Here is a 24889-nt window from a genome sequence, read left to right as displayed (position 1 = left end):
TTCCTTTCTTAGCCAGGAGCTCAAAATGAAGTTCGCATCTGTTCGTGTTGTTACCCAGGATATTGAAGGTCTGGTCGAGTTTTACCAAAGGCTTTCCGGTCTCGGGGCTGCGCGGCCGGCTGATGGGTTTGCTGAAATACAATTCGAAGGAGCGACGCTTGCGATTTCGTCTGAGCACCTGATTAAGCTTTTTAATGTCGGTGCCGCCATCGCGGCTGCGAATCAGTCGGCGATCCTGGAGTTTGAAGTGGAGGACGTTGACGCAGTGTTCCAACGAATGAATGCGTTGGGGACAGACATCGTTATGCCGACAACGTCGATGCCGTGGGGCAATCGCTCGCTGTTGCTGCGTGACCCGGATGGGAATCTCGTTAACATATTCTCTCGACCAAAGCGTTGAGGAAACCCGCCGGACCACGGTAACTTCCCCGACTTCAGTTCCTCATCGCGGCCGCCCGCAGCTTCGCTGTTCGTTCATTTACGAACGGCCGTTTTAGGGAGACGCGAACGTCCCTTTGACAGGGTCGAGTTCTGCCTACGGCTAACAGGCACAAGCCAGCCATTTGCGGTCTTTCGCCACGGTCTGCTTTGCGGTTGGCCGCCTTCAAGGCAACGAGTCCAGTGGGCTCGGCACGCCTCCACCGCCAACCTTCAGCACGTGCGTGTACATCATCGTGGTGGCCACGTCTGCGTGTCCGAGCAACTCCTGCACCGTGCGGATGTCATACCCCGACTGCCACCGGTGGCTACTTGTGTCTACGGGCGGCAACATCGCGGTGATCTCTAAATCGCGTTAGGCCTCGCGCAGGCCCACACACTTCAGGAGAAGTCATGTTCGACCACGTCAAATTCGGAGTCAGCGACTATGCAGCGAGCAAAGCGTTCTTCGTCAAGGCACTCGAACCGCTCGGCGTAGCTGTTGTCTCGGAGGGGCCGCCGACTTACGGTGTCGAGCTTAGCCCACAGGGTAAGGCTTCATTGTGCCTGTACCAAACCGAGGAGAAGCCGGCGCATCTTCACTTGGCGTTCACGGCCGAGAATCGCCAGCAAGTCGAAGCTTTCTATCGCGCGGCTCTGGAGGCGGGTGGCAAAGACAATGGTGCGCCTGGTCCGCGCCCGCACTACCACGCGAACTACTATGCAGCTTTTGTCATTGGTCCGGACGGGCACAACATCGAAGTGGTTTGCCACCAACCCGAGGCCTAACCCTTCCATCGAGCGGACTCGCGAGGCTAGGCCGCCTCTCATGTCAATGTTGAGCGTCCGTTATTCGTAGCCCGCGGGTGGATGTTCCGCCAGCACTGGCAGCAAACTGCCAGTGCAACTAGTATCAGCGAAAGCGGAACGGACCATCTATACAGGGTCGACTTCTGCCCGACGCGGACCGATCAACGGCGGCCCCTCTGCCAGTTCAACGTCCGACCGGGTTCGTTTAGGCTTATTCGACGCCTGCCAACACGCGCGATGGCGCACTCACATTCCTGCGGACAATGGCAGGCATCGAACAACCCCAAAACGACTTCTGCCCGACACCCAGGCCGATGAACGGCGGCCGACTCCCCTCAATCAGCGGCAGACCGGGTTCGGCCAGCAGCCGTCACTCACCGTCTGTCCTGGCCCCGCAGCCGGAACGCCCGGTGCGCCAGTACCCGCCTTGCTTTGTGGCCAGTGGGCGCCGCAAAGCGCAAGCGGCTCTTCACTCGTGCGGCCAGAAAAGAGACAGCCCTGTACGTCCGGTCGGCTATCATGCCTATCCTCTCCGAAGTAGCTGCTTATGATTTCCGTCCGTAATGTCACGCTGCGCCGTGGCGTCAATGTCGTACTCGACAGCGCGTCCGTCACCTTCACCCCCGGCGAAAAGATTGGTCTTGTCGGCCGCAATGGCGCCGGCAAGTCGTCCTTCTTCGGCCTTCTCAACGGCACGCTGCACGAAGACAGCGGCGAGTTCTCGATTCCTGCTGCATGGAAGATGGGCCAGGTCGCGCAGGAGATGCCGGAGACCGAGCAGAGCGCGACCGACTTCGTAGTCGAGGGAGACACCGTGCTGCTGGCCGCGCAGGCCGAAGTAGCGGCCGCTGAGGCCGGCGACGATGGCATGCGCATGGCGCACGCCTACATGGAGCTGCACGACGCTGGTGCACACGATGCCCCCGCACGCGCCGAAGCGCTAATCCTGGGCCTTGGCTTCAGTGCTGCGCAGCTTAGCCAGCCGGTCAACAGTTTCTCCGGCGGCTGGCGCATGCGACTGCAGCTGGCGCGCGCGCTCATGTGCCCGTCCGACTTGCTGCTGCTCGACGAACCGACCAATCACCTCGACCTCGACGCGCTGGTCTGGCTGGAAGCGTGGCTCAAGCGCTATCAAGGAACCATGGTAGTGATTAGCCACGATCGCGAATTCCTCGACGCGGTGACGCAGGTGACGGTGCACGTCGACAACGCCAAGCTCGTGCGTTATGGCGGCAACTACAGCAAGTTCGAAGACATGCGCGCTGAGCAACTGGTATTGCAGCAGGCCTCGATGGCCAAGCAGGTGGACAAGATCGCCCACCTGCAGAAATTCATCGACCGTTTCAAGGCCACGGCCTCGAAGGCGAAGCAGGCGCAGAGCCGGGTCAAGGCGCTCGAGCGCATGGAGAAGATCGCACCCGTGCTTGCCGACGCAGACTTCACCTTCGAGTTCAAGGAGCCGCTCAACGTCCCGAACCCGCTGTTGTCGATGCTGGACGCGAGCTTCGGCTACCCGGCGCCGACCGACGCCCTGCCGGGCACGCCGCCCACGGTCATCGTGCGGGGCATTAACCGATCCGTGCTGGCCGGGCAGCGCATCGGCATTCTCGGTGCCAACGGCCAAGGCAAGTCCACGCTGGTGAAGACGGTGGCGCACGAGCTGGCGCCGATTGCCGGCGAAATCAGCGAAGGCAAAGGCCTGAACATCGGCTACTTCGCACAGCAGGAACTCGACGTGCTGCGTCCTCTCGACACGCCGATGGAACACATGATCCGCCTTGCCAAGGACACGCCGGCGAACATGCGCGCCCCCGGCCAGAGTGGCACCGAACAATCGCTTCGCACCTTCCTCGGCACCTTCAACTTCAGTGGTGACATGGTCCATCAGAAGGTCGGCACGATGAGCGGCGGCGAAAAGGCGCGGCTCGTGTTGTGCATGATTGTGTGGCAGCGTCCCAACCTGCTGCTGCTCGACGAGCCTACCAACCACCTCGACCTGGCCACACGCGAAGCGCTAGGCATGGCACTCAACGAATTCGAAGGTACAGTGATGCTCGTCAGTCACGACCGGTCCCTGCTGCGCGCGGTATGTGACGAGTTCTGGCTCGTCACCAAGGGTGGCGTCGAGCCCTTCGACGGCGATTTGGACGATTACCAGCAGTTCCTGCGCGACGAAGCCCGTCGCATGCGCGAGCAGGCTGCCGGGGAGCAGAAGGTCATCGCCTGAGTCAACCCCCTGGCAGTTCCAGTTTGGAAGCTGCCATAGCGCTCGCATCGAGTCGAAGGGCCGCTATAGGGTCGACTTCTGCTCGACGCGGGCAGATCAATGGCGGCTCACTCCGCAAGCTCAACGTCGGACTGCGCCCAGTATGAGACATTCGACGGCTACGACCAGATTGACAACAATCGTCGGCATATGGATGCGGCCGAACGTTCGCTCAATCCATCGGCCACTATTGCTGCGTGAGCATCAGGTTCAGGTTCTGAACCGCAGCGCCGGATGCGCCTTTGCCGAGATTATCGAAAACCGCAGATAGCAGCACGTGCCCGTGCGCCGTGTTGGGAAATACGCTCAAGCGCATGTCGTTCGTACCGTTCAGCATTTGCGGATCCAGGTGCTTTAAGGCGCACGATTCCAGCAGCGGCAAGACATGCACGTGGGTCGCCTCGGCATAGTGCCGCGCGAGGCATTCGTGCAACGCGGCGCCATCCACGTCGGGCGCCAGCAGCCGCAACTCCAAGGGCACCGTCAGCACGATGCCCTGGCGGAACGCACCATACGCAGGGACGAAGATCGGACGCTGCGCGAGCCCGGCGTGCCGCTGGATCTCCGGGGTGTGCTTATGCGCGAGTTCCAAACCATAGACCTGGTAAGAAGGCGCGTTGACGGCGCCCCGCCCCTCGTGCTCCTCCACGCCGGCACGTCCACGTCCCGAGTAGCCGGACACAGCGTGAATGCTGACCGGATAGCTGTCTGGTATGAGCCCGGCCTGTAGCAGGGGACGCAGCAGGCCAATCGCACCGGTCGGATAGCAACCAGGATTGGTGACCCGACGTGCGTTCGCGATGCGTTCCGCCTGTCCCGCAGCCATCTCCGGAAAACCGTATGTCCAGTCCGGCTGCGTGCGGTGGGCGGAACTCGCGTCGATTACCCTGACAGCGGGATTGGCGATCGTATCCATCGCCTCACGCGCGGCGTCGTCGGGTAAGCAGAGGATGGCGATGTCGCAGGCGTTAATGGCTTCGGCGCGACGCTTCGGATCCTTGCGTTCCGCAGCGGGAAGCGTAAATAGCTTCAGGTCGCTTCGATCGCGAAGCCGTTCGTGGATCTGCAACCCGGTGGTGCCTTGGTCGCCGTCGATGAAAACGAGGGGAGGGATCATGCGCGGAATACTCCGGTGACTGGGCCATAACGATGAGAGTGAGCCCCTATCTTCTGCGTACAGCTAGAATAGCGAAAGTTGAATTTCATAACGCTAACATTCAGTTTTTCTGAATCTGGAACCTGACATGCGAGAGATCAGCTTGGACCGCTTGCGCACCCTGGTCGCTATTGCCGACCGTGGCTCATTCGCCGACGCGGCGCGTGCGCTGCACCTGGCACCGCCAACGGTCAGCCTGCACATCGCTGAACTGGAAGACCGCATTGGGGCTCCGCTCCTGTCACGGAAGCGCGGACATGTTCGACCGTCGGCGATAGGCGAGATGTTGGTAGGGCGCGCGCGTCGACTGCTGGCCGACGCGGAGCAGGCGTTGGACGATGTTCATCGCCAGGTGCAGGGGCTCGAAGGGCGGGTGCGGCTCGGTGCGTCGACCGGCGCGATCGCGCACCTGTTGCCGCAAGCGCTTGAGGGGCTGCGTCAGCACCATCCCGCTATAGACATTCAAGTTGCCGTACTCACTTCGCATGAAACGCTGTCCCGACTGGCGGATGGAACGCTGGATGTTGGGCTGGTTGCTCTCCCTCAGCCCCCGGTGGCTGGGCTCACAATAAAGCCCTGGCGTCGCGACCCCGTCATGGCCTTCGTGCCGGCACATTGGCGATGTCCTGCTCGCATCACGCCTGAGTGGCTCGCGGCTCAGCCGCTCATTCTTAACGACTCCACCACGCGTCTCTCGCGTCTGACTGCAGAGTGGTTCGCGACCGGCGGTCACCACCCTGCGCCGCGCATTCAGCTCAACTACAACGACGCAATCAAGAGCCTGGTCGCGGCGGGTTACGGGGCAGCGCTGTTGCCTCATGAGGCCACTACGCCTTTGCCCGACCGACGCATTGCCATGCATGCGCTACGCCCTGCGTTGTGGCGTCGCCTCGGCGTTGCACATCGTGCGGGATACGTCGAACGTTCCACGCAACACGTACTCGATGTGTTGTGGGATCTCCGATTGGCGTAGGAATTGCCATTTGCCTCCTCGGCTTGCTTCTGGCTGGGACGGTAGCCGATTGCGCGCCACGACGAATGAATGGCCGGTTTGTAGAAATTTGACCGGCCGAAGCGGGTCGACTTCTGCCCGACGTGGACCGATCAATGGCGGCCCACTCCGCCAGTTCAACGTCGGACCGGGCTCGGCCACTTTCGGCCGGTCGACATCGGCGACTGAATCGTTGACGATCTATAGTGGAAAAATAGGCCGTCCGTATGGAAGTGCGGCCGAATACTTGACCTGCTGACTTTCAATACGGAAAACGGAAATCAAACGGGCAACGTCCCCGGCCGAATATTTTTAAGGATATCTCTCCAAGAGACGATTCCAACAGGCCAATTGCCACTGTTCACAACAGGAATACAAGAAATATTGTGTGCATTGAATAAATCAATCGCGCCGCCAATTGTGGCATTTTCGCCAAGCACAATAGGATGATGCGCCATGATTTGGTGCACTCTTTTATCCAGGGTCGCGGCATCCTTGTAGGTTTCCGTGAAAGTTCCAATGTTCGGACTCAGCGCCTTGAACAAATCCCCGTCTGAAACGATACCTATAAGCTCGCCGTCCTCGACTGCGAGTACGTGGTGGAATTTGCAATTCTCGAAAATCTCCTTAACCGCGGATAGCTTGTCGTCCAACTCAACCGTGACAACCCTCGCGCTCATGATTTTCTTCACGTTCATGGCGTAGTCCATTTGTGCTCCCCCTATTGTCCATTGCAAGATCGGATCCCACTCAAGTTGTATACTTAGACCGGTTCTGATGCAAATTGGGTAGCCATTCAACCCTTTATCGGTTGGAAAGGATGTTTTAGGATCCGTTGTCCGACTTTGTCTTCGCTCCGCGCAGAACCATTCGTTGGTCGAATCTCAGTTTTGTCATGTCCAACTCGTGTGCCTGCTTTAGTTTCACCATTGCAAGTTCCAGTTCGGCTTGAGTCTTCTTGTAAGCCGCGTCGTCTAATATCTTTTTTCCAAACGCATAGCAGATGAATATCACGCCAATGATGAGTGTATATGCGCAAATAAAGATGAATAGCAACTCTAAAAATCTGAGGGCCAGATACGCGAAGAAATACGCTCCCACAGAGATAATGGTCACTTCCTTTTGAAGTGCATTGTTTGAAACCTCCTTATATCTTTCAAGCTTTATCTCGTACGCTACCGTTCGTTCCTTGAAGTCTTTGTCGGCAAGAGCATTGATTTTAGATTCTCGTTCATTCCCGGACATCCCAGGAGAGGGCACTATTTGTTCTCGCGCATACTCCTGCGATTCTCGTTCGGAAGGTCGTTGGCCCGGATCGGATATGCTCTTCTCCTTCTCAATCAATGCAATAAGGATAGGGCTTAGCGCTGCGACGAGACCCGAGAGGCCTGTGAACAGGGCAGACAGGACACGAATCGCCAGCGAGCCGGCTCCTTCATGGCAATCCGAACAGTTGACAGAACCGCCGGGCGTTTTGGGCGTCGGCTCTAGTGACAGTGGCCATGACCAGAGCCAGGGAGCAGCCGTGCCAGCGCCTCCATTGATGCTTGTTGCTCCATCTTTGCCGGGGGTGCCGGCCCCCCCTTTCTCGCCTCGATCACCTCGGTCGCCTTTTTCGCCACGGTCTCCTCTCTCACCACGGTCTCCCTTTTCTCCCCGGTCGCCTCTCGGTCCTGCGTCACCTTTCTCGCCCTTCAGCCCGGCATCTCCTTTTTCTCCTTTAGCACCTCGTTCTCCAAGGCCCGGCTCACCCTGGCGTCCAGTCGGCCCAGATGCACCAGTTACACCATTTATACTGGGGTCTCCCCTTCCCCCTTTTGGACCAGGGTCTCCTTTGTCTCCCTTAGGACCGGGCACGCCCATGTAGGCAACATAGATGCTTCCAGTGGCCGCAGTATCTGCCGGGTGCGAAACATCGCCGGGTTGGCCGCGATTCGCGCAACTCGATATAGCAAAAGAGACCGCCAGAGTTGCCAAGACCAGTAACCGTGTCATTGCATCCTCTTGTTTTTTCGGGTCTTGAGCAATCACGCTAAGTGTGGGACGCGCCAACCGGTCGAAACTCTTTAGGATTGGCCGCGGTTTTCTGCCGGGGGTCTCACCGCTTCCATGCTTCGATCGATCACGTTTGCGGCGGGGGTGGCGTTATTCAGGGGATATACTGCAGAGAGGTATCCGTCAAGTTCTTGTGTGAATTTCGTAGGGTGACCTACACATCTGCTCGTGATAGGAACGCGTGTTCGCCTCATGAGTGTCTGCCTTTGGCAAACCTGGCCAGCTCATACTCAATGGCCGATCTTCTGCTGCCTGCTAAAGGTTAAAAATGGCCGTTGGACCTCGGAAGCGGCCGTTGAGATGGTCTTGGCTCGAAGGACGGCGCCGGGTCGACTTCTGCCGATAGCTGACAGGCAAAAGCCGGCCACTTTCCCTCATGCAGTGCGGGCTTCTGTCGATGCCGGAAGTTGTCTGATTGGGCGGCTCGCCCCATCTAAACACCTCGCGCTTGATGCTAACGCTCCGGAAACTCAGGCTTGCCCTAGTGAGCGGCGTGCTCTATACATTCAGCATAGACACAGGAGGCCGTCACATGGCATACAACCGCCGCCACGCACGAGGATTGCTTAGCGCATCCGAGTTGCCGTTGTTTGAATCCAGTGTCGGCGAGGCACTGACCGGGTGGAACGCTGCGCAATTGCGCCGGAAAATCAAGCGCGCTTGCGACCTGCGTGACAAGTATCGGGATCTTCTACGCCGTCAGAAACTGGCCACCCGCGAGCGCACCGGGACCAAGTCGGGTGTGCAAGGTAACGACAACGTGCGCACTGAACAAAAAGTCAAGCTGTTCGAAGAAGTGCAGCAGCGCCTGGAGGGCCGACAGGTCAAGTTAGCAGCGGCCGAAGCCCGTAAGGCCAGCCAGGCGGAGAGCGCGCTCGCGCTAGCTGCGACACGTAAGGCGCGCGTCGAGCCAAGCAAGGTCATCGCTGCAAAGAGGCCCTCCAACAAGCGCGCGGCGGTTGCGTCGGTGGCAAGAAATCCCAAGGCGAGCGTGGGCTTGACCAGTGAAAAAGCGAGCGCAGCGGCGCAACGTTCGCAGCTCGCCGGTTCGCGTTCCAAGGTGATCCAGACACACATCGCCTCGCAGGGCCGACGACAGCAGGCAGTTCGCGACAAGCGCTGAGTCTGTATCGGGCACTTAGCTCCGCGCAGAGGCCGAGTCAACGTCGACCTCGTCGTGAAGTGCACCGACACCGTGGCGGCCATTCAAGGCCGGGCCTCGCCGCCGCCTAGTACTTTGCCGCCATGCCATCCGTCTACAACACATAGTGGTGGGTAGCGAAAACGTGATCCGGCTGTCGCTGGCTAGGCGATCTCGGAAACCGGCGCGCCCTTGGACATCCGTCCAGCAATGTTCGGCGCCGTGATCGGTGAGCCATCGCGCATGATTGTTCAAGCTTCGGCCTCACGTCAGCCACGGAGCGTGGCTGACCTATCACGATAGACAACCATCGGCCATCAAGTGCCGTTCGTGCGATTTGCGACCGTCAGTTACCGAGCCGGCACGAGACGATCGCTGAAGTCGCTTGCCCCCGCTCGTCGGTATCGACCTACCTGAAATGCTACTGGCGTTAGGTTGTCCGCCACAATTGGGGTGGAGGTTCGGGCGTGTCATCGTCGCCGACACGACCTCGGCTTGCTGCAAGATCGTTCAATACTTGTGGCCTGAATCTACCTAGCATTCCCTCCACCGCTTACTTTTCTGGAGAGATGCTTTGTTATTACAAAACGAGCCAGACGGCGCTAACGCCATTGAAGCCCCGCCCGAGCCGGAGCGTTGTGTCATCGTCGTGGACGAAGCGCTCCCGCCCGGCAAAGCCTCGAACGCCGCTGCAGTGGTGGCGTTCACGCTGGGCCAGCGCCACAGCCATCTCGTCGGAGAGCCCTTGCGAGAGCGGGACGGCACGGCGCACCCTGGTCTCATTCCCATTGGCATCCCGGTTCTCAAAGCCACGGCTGATCAGTTGAACGCGCTGCGCCAGAAATCGCTGGCGCACTGCGACGTGGTCGACTTTCCCGTGCAAGGGCAGGCCACCGTCGACTACGACGCCTTTCTACACGCGGTGCGCGTGCTGCCGGGCGAGTCCCTCCAGTACCTGGCTGTCGGACTGGTCGGGCCCAAAAAGAAGGTCGGCAAACTGGTCGGCGGCTTCGCCCTGTTCGCATGATGGGCGCAAACCTCACCGCGGAGCTTCACGGCCAGGTCTGGTCTGTGGGTATAGACCGTCCGGAAAAGCGCAATGCGCTGAACGGCCCTCTGTTCGAAGCGTTGGCAAACACCTTGCGCGCGGCGCAAGGAGACGTGGGCGTTCATTGCGTGCTGCTGCACGGAACCAGCGAATGTTTTTGCTCGGGCCACGACAAGGCCGAGTTCGGTTCCTTGTGGCCGCAGGCAGCCGACGGCGCGGTCGCCCGCTGCATCGAGACCTTCGCGGACCAGCCCAAGCCGCTCGTGGCAGCTGTCAATGGCGCGGCGGTCGGGTTTGGTGCCACGTTGCTGCTGCACGCCGACTGGGTGGTCGCCGGCGAGGGGGCCATGTTCCGCTTTCCGTTCGCCGATCTCGGTATCGTGCCTGAAGCCGGCGCAACCGCATTGCTGGCCCGCCGGGTGGGAGATTTGTGCGCACGCGACTGGCTCATGAGCGGCCGGCCGATAACGGCCGCGGAGGCATTGCAGCGGGGTTTCGTTTCGCGCGTGGTTCCCGACGCGGATGTGCGCGCAACGGCCGACGAATACTGCACGATGCTATCCGCCAAGCCGCCGGCAGCGTTGCAAAGTATGCGGCGTCTGTTGCTGGAGGGCGCTACGCTGTCAGCCAGCGAAGCCATCCAGCACGAGCTTGCCCACCTGAACGCCTTCATTCCTGCCGTTACCTGGCGCTCGACCCCTCATGCATAAAGTTCACGTCGTCGCCGCGCTCCTTCTGCACGGCCATGGCCCATGAAGCCCAACGCCTGCTGGAGTTGCGCGGCAACGATGTGAGTTTTTCAGACCTCTACGCGCTCAACTTCGATCCCGTGGTGCGCGCCAGCGATTTCGCCGAGCGCGCCAACAGCGACTACCTTGTCTACGCCAAGGAGCAGCGCCACGCACTTGAGCACAACGCCCTTGCGCACGACATCAAGCGGGAAGTCGACGCACTGCTGGCCAGCGATACGCTGGTGCTGGTGTTCCCGCTCTACTGGTTTTCGGTGCCTGCGCTTATCAAGGGATGGATCGACCGCTGCTTCCTGTCCGGCGCGCTGTACGGCGGCAAGCGCATCTACGGTCGCGGTGGCATGGTCGGCAAGCGCGCGGTGGTCGGGGTAAGCCTGGGCGGCCGGGAGCACATGTTCGGGCCGCAAGGCATACATGGCGAACTTGCAGGCGGCATGCTGCGCCACCTGCTACAGGGGACCTTGGGTTATGTCGGTTATGAAGTGCTCGATCCGTTCTTTGCCTGGCACATTCCATATTGTTCGCACGCTCAGCGAGTCGACACGCTCAAGCGTTGGGGCGATTTCGTCGCCTGCCTCGACGAGCAGCCGCGCATGCCGATGCCACGGCTAGAGGAATATGATGAAATCTTCCAGCCACTTCCAGGGGCAGCCTCACCATGAACACCACTGGACCGACGAAGTCGATCAAGCTCTGGCACGCGCCAGACGTCATGGATGCCGTCATGCTCAAGGGCCAGTTCGTCGGCCACCGCTATCCACCGCACGCGCACGACACGCATTGCCTTGCGGTGATTACGGGTGGGGCGCTGGCGGTCGAAGTTCAGGACCAGCGACGCGTGTGCCGCCGTGGCGACGTGATCGTCATCGATGCCGACGTGGTGCACGCAGGTTCCGCCGCCGGCGATGGGCAATGGAAAATGCGCGTGGCACATGTGCAGCCCGCAGCCCTAGCCGCCTACTGCGGGAGGCTCGGCATTCCCCGACGCGAGCGGTTCGACATGCCGAGTCCGTTCGTCATCGACGCTGAACTGTCACAGCAGCTCTACGGCGTGAACTGGTGTTCCGAGGTGGACGAGGACTGCTTCAAGCGCAGTGAAACGCTGGCCCGCGCCGTCATCGGCTTGCATGCCCGACACGCGGGCCGGTCTGCCGCTCTGCCCGTGGTGCGCAGCGAGCCTGCGCTGGTACGCGCGATCAAGTCCCGCCTGCGAGACGAACTGTACGCACACCTGACCTTGTCGACGCTTGCGTGCGAGTTTGGCGTGACGCCTTTCGTGCTGCTGCGTGCCTTTGTGCGCGACGCGGGATTGAGCCCGCATGCCTTCCAGCAACAGGAACGCGTGCGCAGCGCGATGCCGTTGTTGCGAGCCGGCAGGCCCATTGCGGAAGTGGGCGCGCTAATGGGTTTTTCCGACCAACCGCACTTCACGCGCGTGTTCAAGCAGCAGACTGGCGTGACGCCGAAGGTCTATCAGGCTGCCTTCTCATGATGCCGAGTTTTTGCCACCGTCTCCGTGTGTTGCAGGTCCCCTACACTACCTCGCCACCCACGCGGACGATGTCGGCAGTCAATCTCACAAGGAGCAACGAATGGCAGGTGATGTCAATAAATCGCGTCGGACCTTGCTAGGAGCATCGGCACTCGGTCTCACGGCTGCCCAGCTAGGCACCATTGCAAGCGCCAATGCACAAGACAATGCATGCACGAAAACTGTGCGCTAACGGCTTAAGTGCGGTGCACGAAAGCCCAAACCCGAGCACGCATTTTCGCTAAGCCCCTGACAATAAGTCATTCCGTGCATGGCACGCTAATCGCTTAAAAGAAAATGCAAGGAGCCGGTGCAGCATCCGGTCAAAGCACACAATCTGGAAATGGATGACTAGGGTTCCGGCCTGCTTGGCTTAGTCGAGCAGGTGCTGGTCCGAGAGTTGTCGACCTCAGGCGAGGTTACACGGCGGGATAAAAGCCCGGGAGAGAACGCGATGTTCGCGCTGCTCCTGGCCGTCCGCTAACCGTCCCCTCGAGGTCAAACCCATGCGCAAGCTTGTTCGCTTTTTCGGCATTGCTGCCGTCTCTCTCGTCACCCTCGCCTCCACCCCCTCGTTCGCTGCAGGTCGTACGGACTTCAAGGTCTGCTGGACCATCTATGCAGGCTGGATGCCTTGGGGCGAAGCCAAAACGCAAGGCATTGTCTCCAAGTGGGCCAAGAAATACGGCATCAACGTAGATGTCGTCCAGCTCAACGATTACGTCGAATCCATCAATCAATACACGGCCGGCAAGTTCGACGGTTGCGCAATGACCAACATGGACGCGCTGACCATTCCCGCGTCCGGCGGTGTTGATTCGACCGCATTGATTGTCAGCGACTATTCGAACGGCAACGACGGTGTTCTCATCAAGGGCAAGGGCAAGAAGCTCACCGACCTCAAGGGCCAGCAGATCAATCTGGTCCAGTTCTCCGTCTCGCACTACCTGCTTGCACGCGCGCTTGAAAGCGCCCATATGAGCGAGCGCGACCTCAAGGTCGTGAACACCTCGGACGCCGATATCTCCGCTGCATTCGCCACGCCTACCGTACAACAAGCGGTGACCTGGAACCCGATGCTCGCCGACCTCAAGGCTCAACCGAACGTCACCGAAGTCTTCGACTCCAGCAAGATTCCCGGCGAAATCATGGACATGATGGTCGTCAACACGAAGACGCTGCAGGACAACCCGGCGCTCGGCAAGGCGCTCACCGGCGCATGGTTCGAGATGGTCGCGCTGATGCACGCAAACAGCGCCGGCAGCACGGAAGCGCTTACTGCAATGGCCAAATCGTCAGGCACCGATCTCGCCGGCTTCAAGGGCCAGCTCTCCACCACCGCCCTCTTCTATACGCCGCAAGCCGCGCTCGCTTTTGTCACGAGCCCGAACCTGCCGACCATCATGACGCGAGTCGCCAGGTTCTCGTTCGATCACGGCCTGCTCGGTCAGAGCGCACCGAGTGCGGACGCGGTCGGCATGGCGTTCGACAGGGGTGTCGTGGTGGGCAGCAAGAGCAATGTCAAGTTGCGCTTTGATCCTTCCTATGTCGCGATGGCGGCAGCGGGCAAGCTCTAAGCCGGCATCTTTAACAGGGTGCGCGCCATGCGACTCATCAATCGACATCCCAGCCGGAGCGGCGGCCTCATGCTGCTGTTGCTGCCGTTCATCGTGCTGGTGGCGATCTATTTCACCGGGTCGTCGCTGCGGCTAAAGATCAATCCCGACGACAAGCTGCTGCCCAGCGCCACGCAAATGAGCGACGCCATCAAGCAGGTCGCATTTACGGAGGACAAGCGCACCGGCGAATATTTGCTATGGGACGACACGGTGTCCAGCCTCAGACGGCTTGGCATCGGTCTCGCAGTCAGTGCCGCGATCGCGTTGGTCGCCGGAATTGCAACGGGTGCGATACCGCTGGTGGGCGCGACCTTGTCGCCGTGCATTACCGTGCTCTCCATGATCCCGCCGCTCGCGGTGCTGCCTATCCTGTTCATCGTGTTCGGGCTCGACGAGCTGTCGAAGGTCGTGCTGATCGTGATCGGCATTACGCCGATGATCATCCGCGACCTGCAGTCGCGCACGCGCGAGATTCCGGCGGAATTGTGGGTGAAGGCCCAGACCCTGGGTGCTACAAGCTGGACGCTGATCCTGCGTGTGATCCTGCCGCAATTGCTGCCGCGTCTTCTGGTTGCAATGAGGCTGTCGCTCTGCTCCGCGTGGCTCTTTTTGATCGCGGCTGAAGCCATTGCTTCTACCGACGGCCTCGGCTACCGCATCTTCCTGGTACGCCGCTATCTGGCGATGGATGTGATCCTTCCTTATGTCATGTGGATCACGCTGCTTGCATGGCTGATGGACGAAGCGCTAAGACGCCTGACGCAATGGATCTTCCCTTGGTACGGCGGAGGCGCATGATGATCGAAGTACGCAACGTATGGAAAAAATACGGCGACCAGGTCGTGCTCGAACGGCTGAACCTGAGTATCGCAGAAGGCGAATTTTGTTCGATGGTCGGTGCATCGGGTTGCGGCAAGTCGACGTTCCTGCGCCTGTTGCTCGGTCAGGAACAAGCTACACGCGGAACGATCCTGCTCGACGGAAAACCGTTACCGTCCGAGCCGGACGAACATCGCGGCGTGGTGTTCCAGCGTTACTCGGTGTTCGAACATCTGAGCGTGGTTCGCAATGTGCTGCTAGGGCTGGAACTGCCACAAGCGAAGTTCACCGGCCGGCTGTTCGGCGCGCGCCGCCGCGCGGCCCGCGACGAAGCGGTCGCAATGCTGGAACGGGTCGGCCTGGGCGCAGCGGTGGACAAGTATCCGCAGCAACTCTCGGGCGGCATGCAACAGCGTCTCGCCATTGCGCAGGCACTGGTCATGAAACCGCGCGTGCTGCTGCTCGACGAACCGTTCGGCGCACTCGACCCCGGTATTCGCCGCGACATGCACGAAATGCTGCTCGGCCTTTGGCGCGAATCGAACCTGACGATCTTCATGGTCACGCACGATCTGAAGGAAGGTTTCACGCTGGGCAGCCGCGTGCTCGTATTCGACAAGGTACGCGTCGACCCGCAAGCACCCGGCGCATACGGCGCCCGTATCACCTACAACATTCCACTCGATCACAGCCGCGATTCGGCCTCGTCCATTCATGCGGCGCAAGCCGCCGTGGAAGGCGCCGCGCGTGCCGATGTGATCCCGGCTTAAAGGAAACTGAAGATGGATTTGCTATTGGAAGAAACCGTCCCAGGCGGCGGCCATGCATCGCTGATCGTCAAGCGCGGTCAGTCCTTGCGTCTTACGGATTTGCGCGGCGGCGCAAACGTGAGTGTCATGCTCGTCAACGCCACTGAAAAAAGCGAACGGCTAAATCTTCCCGATACGCTGAAGTGCCAACACACCGCAAAGCTTTCGGCCGGTCATTGCCTTTACTCCGACATGGGCCGTGTGCTCGCTGCCATTGTCGCGGACACCTGTGGTTGGCATGACGCAATAGGCGGTGTTTCGAATGCGGACGAAGTGAACGATAAATACGGCGTCGGCCGCTATCAGGAGCTACGTAACGCGTTTTATCGCAATGGCGCGGACAACCTGCTCGTTGAACTCGGCAAGTGGGGACTCGGCATCTCCGACTTGCTGATGACGCTCAACCTCTTCAGCCGCGTCGATGTAACCAGCGAAGGCGCTCTGAATTTTGTCCCCGGCAATTCGAAGGCCGGCGATTACGTTGAGCTCTACGCCCCGATGAACACGCTCGTCGTGCTTACCGCGATCCAGCATCCGCTCGACCCGAATCCCGACTATGCACCCAAGCCGGTCAAGCTTGCGCTAAGACAAGCCGATCGCCAGGTCGCGGAATTTTGCCGGACCTCGTGCGAAGAAAATGTGCGCGGCTTCATGAACACCGATCGCTTCTTTCTCTAAGCGGACTCTGACACCATGACAACAACGCTTACCGTCAGCGACAAACTTCCCGAACATGCCGTCTTCCGCGAAACGCTTGCGGCCGGGGAACCCTGGCTTCACGAAGTGAAGGCCGGCCAGACGCTGCGCATCCTGGATCTCGAAGGCAACCAGGCCGTGGATACGCTCTTCTACAGCCTCACCGATCCTCGCGAACGCTTCGACCCGCAGCGCACGCTGCGACGCCAGAAGAGCCTGTATCTCACCACCGGCACGGTGCTTTATTCGAACCTCGGCAATCCGATGCTAAGCATCGTCGCCGATACCTGCGGCCGTCACGACACGCTCGGTGGCGCGTGCGCTCAAGAGAGCAACACCGTGCGCTACGCGCTGGAAAAGCGCTACATGCATAGCTGTCGCGACAACTACTTGCGAGCTTGTGCGCACGACGGACGATTGTCGAAGCAGGACATTGGCGCGAATATCAACTTCTTCATGAACGTGCCGGTCACGGCCGAAGGCGGTCTCACCTTCGAAGACGGCATTTCGGCGCCGGGCAAATACGTGGAACTGCGCGCGGAGATGGACGTGATCGTACTGATCTCGAACTGCCCGCAACTGAACAACCCTTGCAACGCCTACAACCCGACGCCCGCGGAGTTGCTGATATGGAACTGAAGAAGTGGCGCGACTGGCTTTATTTCGTGTTGCTCGTACGCTCGGGCCGCTACTGCACCCGGACGCGAGAAGAATTACAGCTCAAGTAAAAGCTTGCTCTGACGACGCGCGAAATGCGTCTTGCCGCGGACGACCGCGGCATGCTTTTCCCCGTGGCGGGACGGCCCGCCCACGCATCCCCCATCTCTCATGTTCGAGAAAGTCCTTATCGCCAATCGCGGCGCCATAGCGTGCCGCATCCTTAGAACGCTGCGCGCGCTCAACGTCGCGGGTGTGGCCGTCTATGCCGAAGCAGACCGCGCCAGTCTTCATGTGAGCGAGGCCACGATCGCGCATGGTCTGGGCGACGGCCCGGCGTCGGCCACGTATCTCGATGTCAGCAAGATCCTCGACATCGCGCGCCGTGAAAACGTCCAGGCTATTCATCCGGGTTATGGTTTTCTCTCGGAGAATGCGGAGTTCGGTGAGGCGTGCGAAGCAGCGGGCATCGCGTTCATCGGACCCACGCCGGCGCAACTGCTCGCCTTTGGTTTGAAGCACACTGCCCGCGCAATTGCAGCCGAACAGGGCGTGCCAATGCTCGAAGGCACGGGCCTTCTGGAGGACGTGAACGCCGCGTTGCAAACCGCCGAAAAGATCGGCTACCCGGTCATGCTGAAAAGCACGGCGGGCGGCGGCGGGATCGGCATGCGCGTGTGCTGGAACGCGAACGAACTCCGTGCGCATTTCGATGTGGTGAAACGTCTCGGCCAGAACAACTTCAGCGACGCTGGCGTGTTCCTGGAGAAGTACATCGAACGTGCGCGGCATCTTGAAGTCCAGGTATTCGGCGACGGCCGCGGCAACGCGATTGCACTCGGCGTACGCGACTGTTCGGTGCAGCGGCGCAACCAGAAGGTGCTGGAAGAAACACCGGCGCCTTGTTTGCCCGAAGGCATGTCCGAAGCGCTTTGCGAAGCCGCGATCAAGCTCGCCAAAGCAGTGGAGTACCGGTCGGCGGGCACCGTTGAATTCGTCTACGACAGCGCCGCGCAGCAGTTCTATTTTCTCGAAGTCAACACGCGCTTGCAGGTGGAACATGGCGTGACCGAGCAGGTCTGGGGAGTGGACCTTGTGCGCTGGATGATTGAGCTGGCGGCAGGCACGCTCGCACCCCTGAGCGATCTGGCAGCGGCGTCAAGGCCCGAGGGTCATGCGATCCAGGCACGGCTTTATGCAGAAGATCCAGGCCGCGATTTCAAGCCGAGTCCGGGCCTGTTGACCGACGTGGCGTTCCCTCCTGCCGACGGCCGCGCGCTGCGCATCGATACATGGATTGAAGCGGGTTGCGAGGTGCCTCCGTACTTCGATCCAATGCTGGCGAAAATCATCGCATGGTCACCCACCCGCGATGCCGCGCGCCGGGCACTCGCCGACGCTTTGCAAAACACTAGCCTCTACGGCGTGGAGACGAACCGCGACTATCTGCGCCAGATCATCGACGACACCCCGTTCGCCTCCGGCGAGCCATGGACGCGCTGCCTTGAAGGACTACGGTATCGCGCGAACACTGTGGAAATCGTAAGCGGTGGCACTCAGACAACCGTCCAGGATCATCCGGGGCGCCTTGGTTATTGGGCGGTCGGCATTCCTCCTTCCGGCCCAATGGACGATCGCGCGCTGCGGCTCGGCAACCGGCTGCTAGGCAACAGCGACAACGCCGCCGCGCTCGAAATTACGATGGGCGGTCCGACCTTGCGTTTCAACACGAATGCAGTCGTCGCTGTCACGGGTGCGAGCTTGCCGGTAGTGCTCGACGATGCAGAGCAATCGCAGCATACGACGCTGTTCGTTCCCGCCGGTTCGACGCTCGCGCTCGGCACGATTCGCGGCGCGGGCGCACGCGCTTACTTGTGCGTGCGGGGTGGTTTCGACGTGGCGGTTTATCTAGGCAGCCGCAGCACATTTACGCTCGGTCAGTTCGGCGGTCATGGCGGCCGCGCGCTTCGCGCGGGCGATGTGCTGCATCTGAATCCCCTGGACGATGTCAGCGCAGGCGCATCCTTGCCCTTCGTTCCTCAACTCGCTACGGTGCGCGCGCTGCGTGTCATCTACGGCCCTCACGGCTCACCGGAGTACTTCAGTCCACGCTATATTGAGCAGTTCCTTGCGACCGAATGGGAGATCCATTTCAACTCGAGCCGCACCGGTGTACGCCTGATCGGGCCAAAGCCGGAATGGTCGCGGGAGGACGGGGGTGAAGCCGGATTGCATCCATCGAATATTCACGACAATCCGTACGCGGTCGGAGCGATCGATTTCACCGGCGACATGCCCGTGATTCTCGGCCCCGACGGCCCAAGCCTCGGCGGCTTTGTTTGTCCGGTGACGATCATTGAGGCCGATCTCTGGCAGATCGGGCAATTGAAAGCGGGCGATAAAGTGCGCTTCGTGCCGGTGCAAATCGATGCCGCCCGCAAAGCTGCGGCTGCGCGACTGCATGAACTGGAGACGCTGGAACTTCAGAGCGCGCCCGAATACCCGCAGGTTGAAACGCTCACTTCGCCCATCGTTCTCGACACCGGCACGCACGCTGGGCGGCTGGTCGCGCGACTTTCCGGCGACACGCATTTGCTGCTCGAAATTGGGCCGCCGGACCTCGATCTGGTCCTCCGTTTTCGCGGTCATGCGTTGATGCAATCGCTTGAAGCACTCGCGTTACCGGGCGTGATCGATCTGACGCCGGGCATTCGTTCGCTGCAGATTCACTACCAGCCGGAACGGCTGCCGCTCAGCCAGTTGCTCGCGACAATCCAGCAAAAGTGGCAGGACGTACTGCTGCAAAACGACTTACGCGCACCATCGCGCATCGTACATCTACCCCTCTCATGGGACGATCCTGCTTGCCGGCTCGCTATCGATAAATACATGACGACCGTGCGCAAGGACGCGCCGTGGTGCCCGAGCAATCTCGAGTTCATCCGTCGTATGAACGACCTCGATTCCATCGACGCCGTGAAGCAGATTGTCTTCGATGCGAGCTATCTCGTGATGGGTCTCGGCGATGTCTATCTTGGCGCACCAGTTGCCACGCCGCTCGATCCACGCCACCGTCTGGTAACGACCAAATACAATCCGGCGCGGACGTGGACGGCCGAGAACTCAGTGGGAATCGGCGGAGCGTATCTGTGCGTGTATGGCATGGAGGGGCCTGGGGGTTACCAGTTCGTCGGCCGCACATTGCAGATGTGGAATCGCTATCGCGAGATCGCGGATTTCGCGGGGCGCCCGTACCTGCTGCGCTTCTTCGATCAGATCCGCTTCTACGAAGTCTCCGCCGAAGAACTGCTGCGGATCCGCGCGGATTTCCCGCTCGGGCGGTATGCGTTGAAGATAGAGGAGACAGAGTTGTCTCTTGCCGGCTACCAGGCGTTTCTGGCAAGCGAAGCCGAAGGTATCTCGCAGTTTCGAGCGCGCCAGCAAGCCGCGTTTCAGGCCGAGCGCGAGCGTTGGCGTGAAGCGGGCGCATCGGAGGAAAGTCTTGAAGCGCCTGTGCCCCACACCACCGAGATAGCACCGCTGGAAGACGGACAGATCGCGGTGGACAGCGAAATTGCCGGCAACCTGTGGCAAGTGCGCGTGACACCCGGAGAGACCGTTTCAGCAGGAGACGTACTGCTTATCATCGAGTCGATGAAAATGGAAATATCGGTATGCGCGCCGTGCGCCGGGACGGTCGGCGAAGTGTATGTGTCGCCGGGCTCGCCTGTGCGCGCGGGCCAGCGGGTTGCAATCATCGAACGGTCTTAACCAGTCAGATCAGGAAAAACAATGCCATCATTCGACCTGCGCATGTCTACGCTGCGCGCCGCCTATCGTGCAAAAGAAACCACGCCGCGCAAACTGATTGGCGAGCTGCTCGCAAAGGCCGCCGCGCTCAATCCCGAGTTTTACTTATTCATCCATGTCCTGAACGAGGACGAAGTCGCGCCTTATCTGGACACGCTGGAAACACGAGACATCGATGCGCTGCCACTCTATGGCATCCCGTTCGCAATCAAGGACAACATCGATCTGGCCGGCATACCGACGACCGCCGCGTGTCCTGCGTTTGCCTATGTACCCACTGAATCGGCGACGCTCGTCGCGCAATTGATTTCGCTTGGCGCGGTGCCTGTCGGCAAGACCAATCTCGATCAGTTCGCGACGGGTCTCAACGGCACACGCTCGCCTTATGGCAAGTGCCGCAACAGCGTGCATCCGGATTTCCCTTCTGGTGGATCGAGCGCGGGGTCGTCGCTGGCAGTGGCGTTAGGCGTGGCGAGCTTTGCGCTTGGTACCGATACAGCAGGCTCTGGGCGCGTGCCTGCCGCATTGAACAATCTGGTGGGCTTGAAGGGGACCAAGGGGCTGCTGTCGACCGCGGGTGTCGTGCCAGCTTGCCGCACACTGGATTGCGTCACCTATCTGACAGCAACCGCACGCGAGGCTAGCGAACTTCTCGCGCTCACGGCGAAGCAAGATCCTCGCGACCCTTATAGCCGCGTCAATCCGCACTTCAACGATGCAAGTGCATTCGGCGAGGTATCCGCATTTCGATTCGGCGTGCCTTCATCACTCGAGTTTGCGGGATGCGCCGAAAGTCCGGCACTTTTCAACGATGCCCGCAAGACGCTCGAAGCTGCTGGTGGAACGGGCGTTGAAATCGACTTCGCGCCATTCGCCGAAGCAGCCAGATTGCTTTATGAAGGGCCTTGGGTCGCGGAGCGTTATAGCGTCGCGGGGGCGCTGATGGAGACGCGACCTGACACCGTACTGCCAGTGATCCGCGACGTGCTCGCCAAAGCGCCGGGCACGACGGCTGTCGATGCGTTTCGCGCGCAGTACCGGCTTCAAGCGCTCAAGCAAGTCTGCGATGCCGTCATGGCAGAGGTGGACTTCGTCCTCACGCCGAGTTTCCCTCGACCGGTCACGTTGGCGGAGCTGGAGGCGGACCCTATCGGCCCGAACTCCTTGCTAGGGTATTACACCAACTTCATGAACCTTCTCGACTATGCGGCCGTTGCCACACCGGCCGGATTCATGGCCAATGGATTACCTTGGGGCATTACCGTTTTTGGACGACCGTTTACCGATCAATATTTGCTAAGTATCGCTGATCGATTACAGCGGATGTTTGCTTTTCCTGTTGTTGGAGGCAATGCTCCCGATTTGCAACCGTTAGCGCGACAGGCTCACGGCGACCGCGCGCGCGTTGTGGTTTGCGGTGCGCATATGGAGGGACTGCCTTTGAACTGGCAGTTGCTTCAGCGCGGCGGCCGACTCGTTGAACGCACCTCGAGTGCGCCTTGTTATCGGTTGTTTGCGATTGAGGGAGTCGTGGCCCGGCCCGGAATGGCGCGCGTTTCCGATGGCGGCGGCGCGGCTATCGAAGTCGAGGTATGGGAGTTGCCCAGCGCGGAATTGGGGTCGTTCCTGACAGGCATTCCAGCGCCTCTGGGACTCGGAAAAGTCGAACTCTCGGATGGCCGCTGGGAGACAGGATTTATTTGCGATGCCTTTGGGCTGGAAGGAATGCGGGAAATTACTTCGTTTGGTGGATGGAGGCGCTGGATTGCCGCCGTGAGCGGATCCCTCGAAAACGCCTCCTGATCGTTAAACGGGGCGTTGTCAACAATCCTTGCTCTATGGCATTCTTATGCCATGTCCGCAATCAATCTAGCCACTGCGAATACCTGGTGCCGCTCCTGAGGGAGCGGCATTGTCACGCCTTTTAATGACCATGACCGCCGCAGTCCGGTTGACATGGCTTTATCTCCCGGTGCAATTGTTCTGCGGCGGTTCTCCAAGAGAATCCGTTTATGCACGACGCTACGCCGTCCACGCCACGCCTCGCCGTCCTGACCGGTGATCGCCCTACCGGGCCGCTGCATCTGGGTCACTATGTCGGCTCGCTAAAGACCCGGATCGAGCTTCAGGAAACGCACACGCAATATATCCTCGTCGCGGATACCCAGGCCATGACCGACAACGCGCACGATCCCGACAAGGTGCGCCGTAACGTACTGGAAGTGGCGCTGGATTATCTGGCTGTCGGTATCGACCCTCGCAAGAGCACGATCGCGGTCCAGTCGGGTCTGCCGGCCCTCGCCGAATTAACCCTTCTTTATCTGAACTTTGTCACCGTTGCGCGCCTCGAACGGAACCCGACCATCAAGGAAGAGATTCAGGCGCGCGGTTTCGGTCGCGACATTCCGGCGGGCTTTCTCTGCTATCCGGTCGCGCAGGCCGCCGATATCACCGGGTTCAAAGCCAACGTTGTGCCAGTAGGAGAGGATCAGGCTCCCCTGATCGAACAGACCAACGAGATCGTTCGACGCATCAACCGGCAAGCAGGCGTGGACGTTCTGCCGGAAGCCGAGGCATTGATTCCGTCGATGGGCCGCCTTCCCGGTGTCGATGGAAAAGCCAAGATGAGCAAATCGCAGAACAACTCGATTCCGCTATCGGCAACGCCTGACGCCATACGTGAAGCAGTAAGGAGTATGTACACCGATCCGAACCATCTGCGCGCCTCCGATCCAGGGACCGTTGAAGGCAACGTGGTCTTTACCTATCTGGACGTATTCGACGACGACCGTGCAGAAGTGGAGCGCTTGAAGGCATCGTACCGGGCGGGAGGGCTCGGGGACATGGTGCTCAAGAACAGGCTGGAAGATAAGCTCCAGGCGTTGATCGCCCCCATGCGCGAACGGCGTGAACGGTTTGCCGAGGACCCGGGTTATGTCTTCAGCATGCTTAAGGCCGGAACGGATCGTGCCAAGGCGGTCACGCAACGCACGCTCGACGAAGTGCGGACAGCGCTAGGAACGTTTTCGTTTGCATCCGTAAGGTCTTAAGAAGCAACGCTCCGATTGGAAAGCACCAGGCTACCTTGGCGCTTTCCGCGTCCTGAGCGAAACCATGTGCAACCGATATGGTTATCTTCATTTGATATTTAGCCTTTGCATTCCCGAATGCTAGCCTTTGAGGCGATCCACTGGCGCCACCGAATCCTTTTTGGCGCCTGTCGCCAAACGGCGTCCAGTCGCGCCAGGGACACTCGCCACCACTAGCCTTGCCGACCGGCGTAACCGCTTTCCTCGTAAACGGTTAGCGCCGCTTGAACGTCAAAGGACATCAATACAATGAGCACTCTCACCGACGCACCCGATCTTGCTCTGCACGCCTCCCCCGTCCGCAAATTCTGGTTCGACGAAGTCCCGCCTCCTGCCACGCCTGCGGCCGAACGCCGGCATCGTCTGGAGCGCCTTGCCGGCGCGTTCCGTCTTTTCGCCCGCTACGGTTTCGACCAAGGTCTCGCCGGCCACATCACCGCGCGCGATCCGGAATGGCACGATCACTTCTGGGTCAATCCACTTGGCAGGCACTTCGCACGCATGCGTGTTTCCGACCTGCTGCTGGTGAACAGCGCCGGCGAGATCGTTGTAGGTAAGGGACCCGTCAATCAAGCCGCATTTGCAATTCATGCGGCCATTCATGAAGCGCGCCCGGATATTGTCGCGGCTGCGCATACCCACTCGCTATATGGCAAGGCGTGGTCGACCCTGGGACGCAAGCTTGATCCATTGACACAGGACTCGTGCTCGTTCTATGAGGATCACGAACTATTCGATGATTTCCAGGGTGTGGTGCTCGACACCAAGGAAGGGGCGCGCATTGCGACAGCGCTAGGTGCGAGCAAGGCGGTCATCCTGAAGAATCATGGCATCCTGACCGCAGGCCCGACTGTGGAAGCGGCCGCGTGGTGGTATCTCGCGCTGGATAACGCATGCCACACGCAATTACTCGCCGAAGCCGCCGGCACGCCTCAGCGAATTCCGCATGACGTCGCAGCACTGACGCACGAGCGGGTCGGTCGTCCGGGAGGTGCGCTGTTTTCGTTTGAGAGTTTGTATGAAGGTCTTGTCGAGGCCGAGCCTGATCTGCTTGATTGATTTTTAAGCCGTGGGAGGTTGAGGCGGTTAGGGATGCTGGTGGGGTTTTGGGCGTAGTGGTCGGACTTGATGCCGGGGTGGTACTTTCGGCGTTAGTGGTCTGCGGGAGTTAGCTGATTTCTTTATCACTATTAGCCACTGTGCGTGGCGGCACTTCATTTCTTTTT

21 protein-coding genes, 1 pseudogene and 1 riboswitch are annotated in these 24889 nt (G+C 60.1%); of the genes and pseudogenes, 18 read left to right on the top strand and 4 right to left on the bottom strand.

Annotated features, from left to right (window positions below):
* The first annotated feature begins 25 nt into the window (after positions 1–25).
* On the top strand, positions 26–400 hold the full coding sequence (locus M0D69_RS33160) for a glyoxalase/bleomycin resistance/extradiol dioxygenase family protein (protein WP_301786065.1): 375 nt from the start codon (positions 26–28) through the stop codon (positions 398–400).
* Between the two features lie 204 nt (positions 401–604).
* Here M0D69_RS33160 and M0D69_RS33155 read toward each other — a convergent pair.
* Positions 605–751: pseudogene (locus tag M0D69_RS33155) on the bottom strand (tyrosine-type recombinase/integrase); the annotation flags it as partial.
* Between the two features lie 80 nt (positions 752–831).
* Between M0D69_RS33155 and M0D69_RS33150 the strand changes: the two are divergent.
* Positions 832–1206, top strand: coding sequence for a VOC family protein (locus tag M0D69_RS33150; protein ID WP_301786064.1), 375 nt, complete (start codon positions 832–834; stop codon positions 1204–1206).
* A gap of 568 nt (positions 1207–1774) precedes the next feature.
* A complete protein-coding gene (locus M0D69_RS33145; RefSeq protein ID WP_301786063.1) occupies positions 1775–3454 on the top strand; it encodes an ABC-F family ATP-binding cassette domain-containing protein in 1680 nt (559 codons plus the stop codon).
* 226 nt (positions 3455–3680) lie between these two features.
* Here M0D69_RS33145 and argC read toward each other — a convergent pair whose 3' ends face one another.
* Complete coding sequence (gene argC, locus M0D69_RS33140) at positions 3681–4610, bottom strand: N-acetyl-gamma-glutamyl-phosphate reductase (RefSeq protein WP_047848539.1); 930 nt, start codon at positions 4608–4610, stop codon at positions 3681–3683.
* Positions 4611–4737: 127 nt separating this feature from the next.
* Here argC and M0D69_RS33135 point away from each other — a divergent pair, with 127 nt between their 5' ends.
* Positions 4738–5622, top strand: coding sequence for a LysR family transcriptional regulator (locus M0D69_RS33135; protein WP_301786062.1), 885 nt, complete (start codon positions 4738–4740; stop codon positions 5620–5622).
* A gap of 299 nt (positions 5623–5921) precedes the next feature.
* On the opposite strand, the gene M0D69_RS33130 is transcribed toward M0D69_RS33135, so the two are convergent.
* Together M0D69_RS33130 and M0D69_RS33125 are read right to left on the bottom strand one after the other, a co-directional pair.
* Positions 5922–6350 (bottom strand): CBS domain-containing protein, encoded by a 429-nt coding sequence (locus M0D69_RS33130; RefSeq protein ID WP_301786061.1) that lies wholly within the window; start codon positions 6348–6350, stop codon positions 5922–5924.
* A gap of 115 nt (positions 6351–6465) precedes the next feature.
* On the bottom strand, positions 6466–7671 hold the full coding sequence (locus M0D69_RS33125) for a hypothetical protein (RefSeq protein ID WP_301786060.1): 1206 nt from the start codon (positions 7669–7671) through the stop codon (positions 6466–6468).
* A gap of 556 nt (positions 7672–8227) precedes the next feature.
* Here M0D69_RS33125 and M0D69_RS33120 point away from each other — a divergent pair.
* The 14 genes from M0D69_RS33120 to M0D69_RS33055 all read left to right on the top strand — a co-directional run bounded on the left by M0D69_RS33120 (position 8228) and on the right by M0D69_RS33055 (position 24722).
* Complete coding sequence (locus M0D69_RS33120; protein WP_301786059.1) at positions 8228–8818, top strand: hypothetical protein; 591 nt, start codon at positions 8228–8230, stop codon at positions 8816–8818.
* 592 nt (positions 8819–9410) lie between these two features.
* Positions 9411–9863 carry a DUF2000 domain-containing protein gene (locus M0D69_RS33115; RefSeq protein ID WP_301786058.1) on the top strand — a complete coding sequence of 151 codons (453 nt, stop codon included), beginning with the start codon at positions 9411–9413 and terminating at the stop codon, positions 9861–9863.
* Positions 9860–10594 (top strand): enoyl-CoA hydratase/isomerase family protein, encoded by a 735-nt coding sequence (locus M0D69_RS33110; protein WP_301786057.1) that lies wholly within the window; start codon positions 9860–9862, stop codon positions 10592–10594. The genes M0D69_RS33115 and M0D69_RS33110 overlap by 4 nt, the downstream gene beginning before the upstream one ends.
* A gap of 35 nt (positions 10595–10629) precedes the next feature.
* Complete coding sequence (locus tag M0D69_RS33105; RefSeq protein ID WP_301786056.1) at positions 10630–11295, top strand: NAD(P)H-dependent oxidoreductase; 666 nt, start codon at positions 10630–10632, stop codon at positions 11293–11295.
* A complete protein-coding gene (locus M0D69_RS33100) occupies positions 11292–12125 on the top strand; it encodes an AraC family transcriptional regulator (protein ID WP_301786055.1) in 834 nt (277 codons plus the stop codon). Before M0D69_RS33105 ends, M0D69_RS33100 begins: the two co-directional genes overlap by 4 nt.
* A gap of 379 nt (positions 12126–12504) precedes the next feature.
* Positions 12505–12612, top strand: a riboswitch (guanidine-I (ykkC/yxkD leader).
* 58 nt (positions 12613–12670) lie between these two features.
* Positions 12671–13741, top strand: coding sequence for a putative urea ABC transporter substrate-binding protein (locus M0D69_RS33095; protein ID WP_301786054.1), 1071 nt, complete (start codon positions 12671–12673; stop codon positions 13739–13741).
* A 27-nt stretch (positions 13742–13768) separates the two neighbouring features.
* Positions 13769–14581, top strand: coding sequence for an ABC transporter permease (locus M0D69_RS33090; protein ID WP_301786053.1), 813 nt, complete (start codon positions 13769–13771; stop codon positions 14579–14581).
* Positions 14581–15372 (top strand): ABC transporter ATP-binding protein, encoded by a 792-nt coding sequence (locus tag M0D69_RS33085; RefSeq protein ID WP_301786083.1) that lies wholly within the window; start codon positions 14581–14583, stop codon positions 15370–15372. Before M0D69_RS33090 ends, M0D69_RS33085 begins: the two co-directional genes overlap by 1 nt.
* Before the next feature lie 12 nt (positions 15373–15384).
* Positions 15385–16089: an urea amidolyase associated protein UAAP1 gene (locus M0D69_RS33080; protein WP_301786052.1), complete on the top strand. Its 705-nt coding sequence runs from the start codon at positions 15385–15387 to the stop codon at positions 16087–16089.
* A 15-nt stretch (positions 16090–16104) separates the two neighbouring features.
* Positions 16105–16746, top strand: coding sequence for an urea amidolyase associated protein UAAP2 (locus M0D69_RS33075; protein WP_301786051.1), 642 nt, complete (start codon positions 16105–16107; stop codon positions 16744–16746).
* 189 nt (positions 16747–16935) lie between these two features.
* Positions 16936–20535, top strand: coding sequence for an urea carboxylase (gene uca / locus M0D69_RS33070; protein ID WP_301786050.1), 3600 nt, complete (start codon positions 16936–16938; stop codon positions 20533–20535).
* Between the two features lie 21 nt (positions 20536–20556).
* Entirely contained in the window at positions 20557–22377 is a 1821-nt protein-coding gene (atzF, locus tag M0D69_RS33065) for an allophanate hydrolase (RefSeq protein ID WP_301786049.1), read from the top strand.
* A gap of 209 nt (positions 22378–22586) precedes the next feature.
* Positions 22587–23624, top strand: a complete 1038-nt coding sequence (gene trpS / locus M0D69_RS33060; protein ID WP_301786048.1) for a tryptophan--tRNA ligase — start codon at positions 22587–22589, stop codon at positions 23622–23624.
* Between the two features lie 288 nt (positions 23625–23912).
* Positions 23913–24722: a class II aldolase/adducin family protein gene (locus M0D69_RS33055; protein WP_301786047.1), complete on the top strand. Its 810-nt coding sequence runs from the start codon at positions 23913–23915 to the stop codon at positions 24720–24722.
* Positions 24723–24889: the final 167 nt, after the last annotated feature.

The sequence above is a fragment of the Caballeronia sp. SEWSISQ10-4 2 genome, assembly GCF_030464885.1.
GTDB lineage: Bacteria > Pseudomonadota > Gammaproteobacteria > Burkholderiales > Burkholderiaceae > Caballeronia.
The sequence above is the reverse complement of the archived record's forward strand: the minus strand, read 5'-3'. Positions and strand labels throughout refer to the sequence as shown.

Excerpts from the sequence above, each read along its gene's own strand:
- M0D69_RS33160 (WP_301786065.1), top strand. The coding sequence starts at position 26 with ATGAAGTTCGCATCTGTTCGTGTTGTTACCCAGGATATTGAAGGTCTG.
- M0D69_RS33150 (WP_301786064.1), top strand. The coding sequence starts at position 832 with ATGTTCGACCACGTCAAATTCGGAGTCAGCGACTATGCAGCGAGCAAA.
- M0D69_RS33145 (WP_301786063.1), top strand. The coding sequence starts at position 1,775 with ATGATTTCCGTCCGTAATGTCACGCTGCGCCGTGGCGTCAATGTCGTA.
- argC (WP_047848539.1), bottom strand. The coding sequence starts at position 4,610 with ATGATCCCTCCCCTCGTTTTCATCGACGGCGACCAAGGCACCACCGGG.
- M0D69_RS33135 (WP_301786062.1), top strand. The coding sequence starts at position 4,738 with ATGCGAGAGATCAGCTTGGACCGCTTGCGCACCCTGGTCGCTATTGCC.
- M0D69_RS33130 (WP_301786061.1), bottom strand. The coding sequence starts at position 6,350 with ATGGACTACGCCATGAACGTGAAGAAAATCATGAGCGCGAGGGTTGTC.
- M0D69_RS33120 (WP_301786059.1), top strand. The coding sequence starts at position 8,228 with ATGGCATACAACCGCCGCCACGCACGAGGATTGCTTAGCGCATCCGAG.
- M0D69_RS33110 (WP_301786057.1), top strand. The coding sequence starts at position 9,860 with ATGATGGGCGCAAACCTCACCGCGGAGCTTCACGGCCAGGTCTGGTCT.
- M0D69_RS33105 (WP_301786056.1), top strand. The coding sequence starts at position 10,630 with ATGGCCCATGAAGCCCAACGCCTGCTGGAGTTGCGCGGCAACGATGTG.
- M0D69_RS33100 (WP_301786055.1), top strand. The coding sequence starts at position 11,292 with ATGAACACCACTGGACCGACGAAGTCGATCAAGCTCTGGCACGCGCCA.
- M0D69_RS33095 (WP_301786054.1), top strand. The coding sequence starts at position 12,671 with ATGCGCAAGCTTGTTCGCTTTTTCGGCATTGCTGCCGTCTCTCTCGTC.
- M0D69_RS33090 (WP_301786053.1), top strand. The coding sequence starts at position 13,769 with ATGCGACTCATCAATCGACATCCCAGCCGGAGCGGCGGCCTCATGCTG.
- M0D69_RS33085 (WP_301786083.1), top strand. The coding sequence starts at position 14,581 with ATGATCGAAGTACGCAACGTATGGAAAAAATACGGCGACCAGGTCGTG.
- M0D69_RS33080 (WP_301786052.1), top strand. The coding sequence starts at position 15,385 with ATGGATTTGCTATTGGAAGAAACCGTCCCAGGCGGCGGCCATGCATCG.
- M0D69_RS33075 (WP_301786051.1), top strand. The coding sequence starts at position 16,105 with ATGACAACAACGCTTACCGTCAGCGACAAACTTCCCGAACATGCCGTC.
- uca (WP_301786050.1), top strand. The coding sequence starts at position 16,936 with ATGTTCGAGAAAGTCCTTATCGCCAATCGCGGCGCCATAGCGTGCCGC.
- atzF (WP_301786049.1), top strand. The coding sequence starts at position 20,557 with ATGCCATCATTCGACCTGCGCATGTCTACGCTGCGCGCCGCCTATCGT.
- trpS (WP_301786048.1), top strand. The coding sequence starts at position 22,587 with ATGCACGACGCTACGCCGTCCACGCCACGCCTCGCCGTCCTGACCGGT.
- M0D69_RS33055 (WP_301786047.1), top strand. The coding sequence starts at position 23,913 with ATGAGCACTCTCACCGACGCACCCGATCTTGCTCTGCACGCCTCCCCC.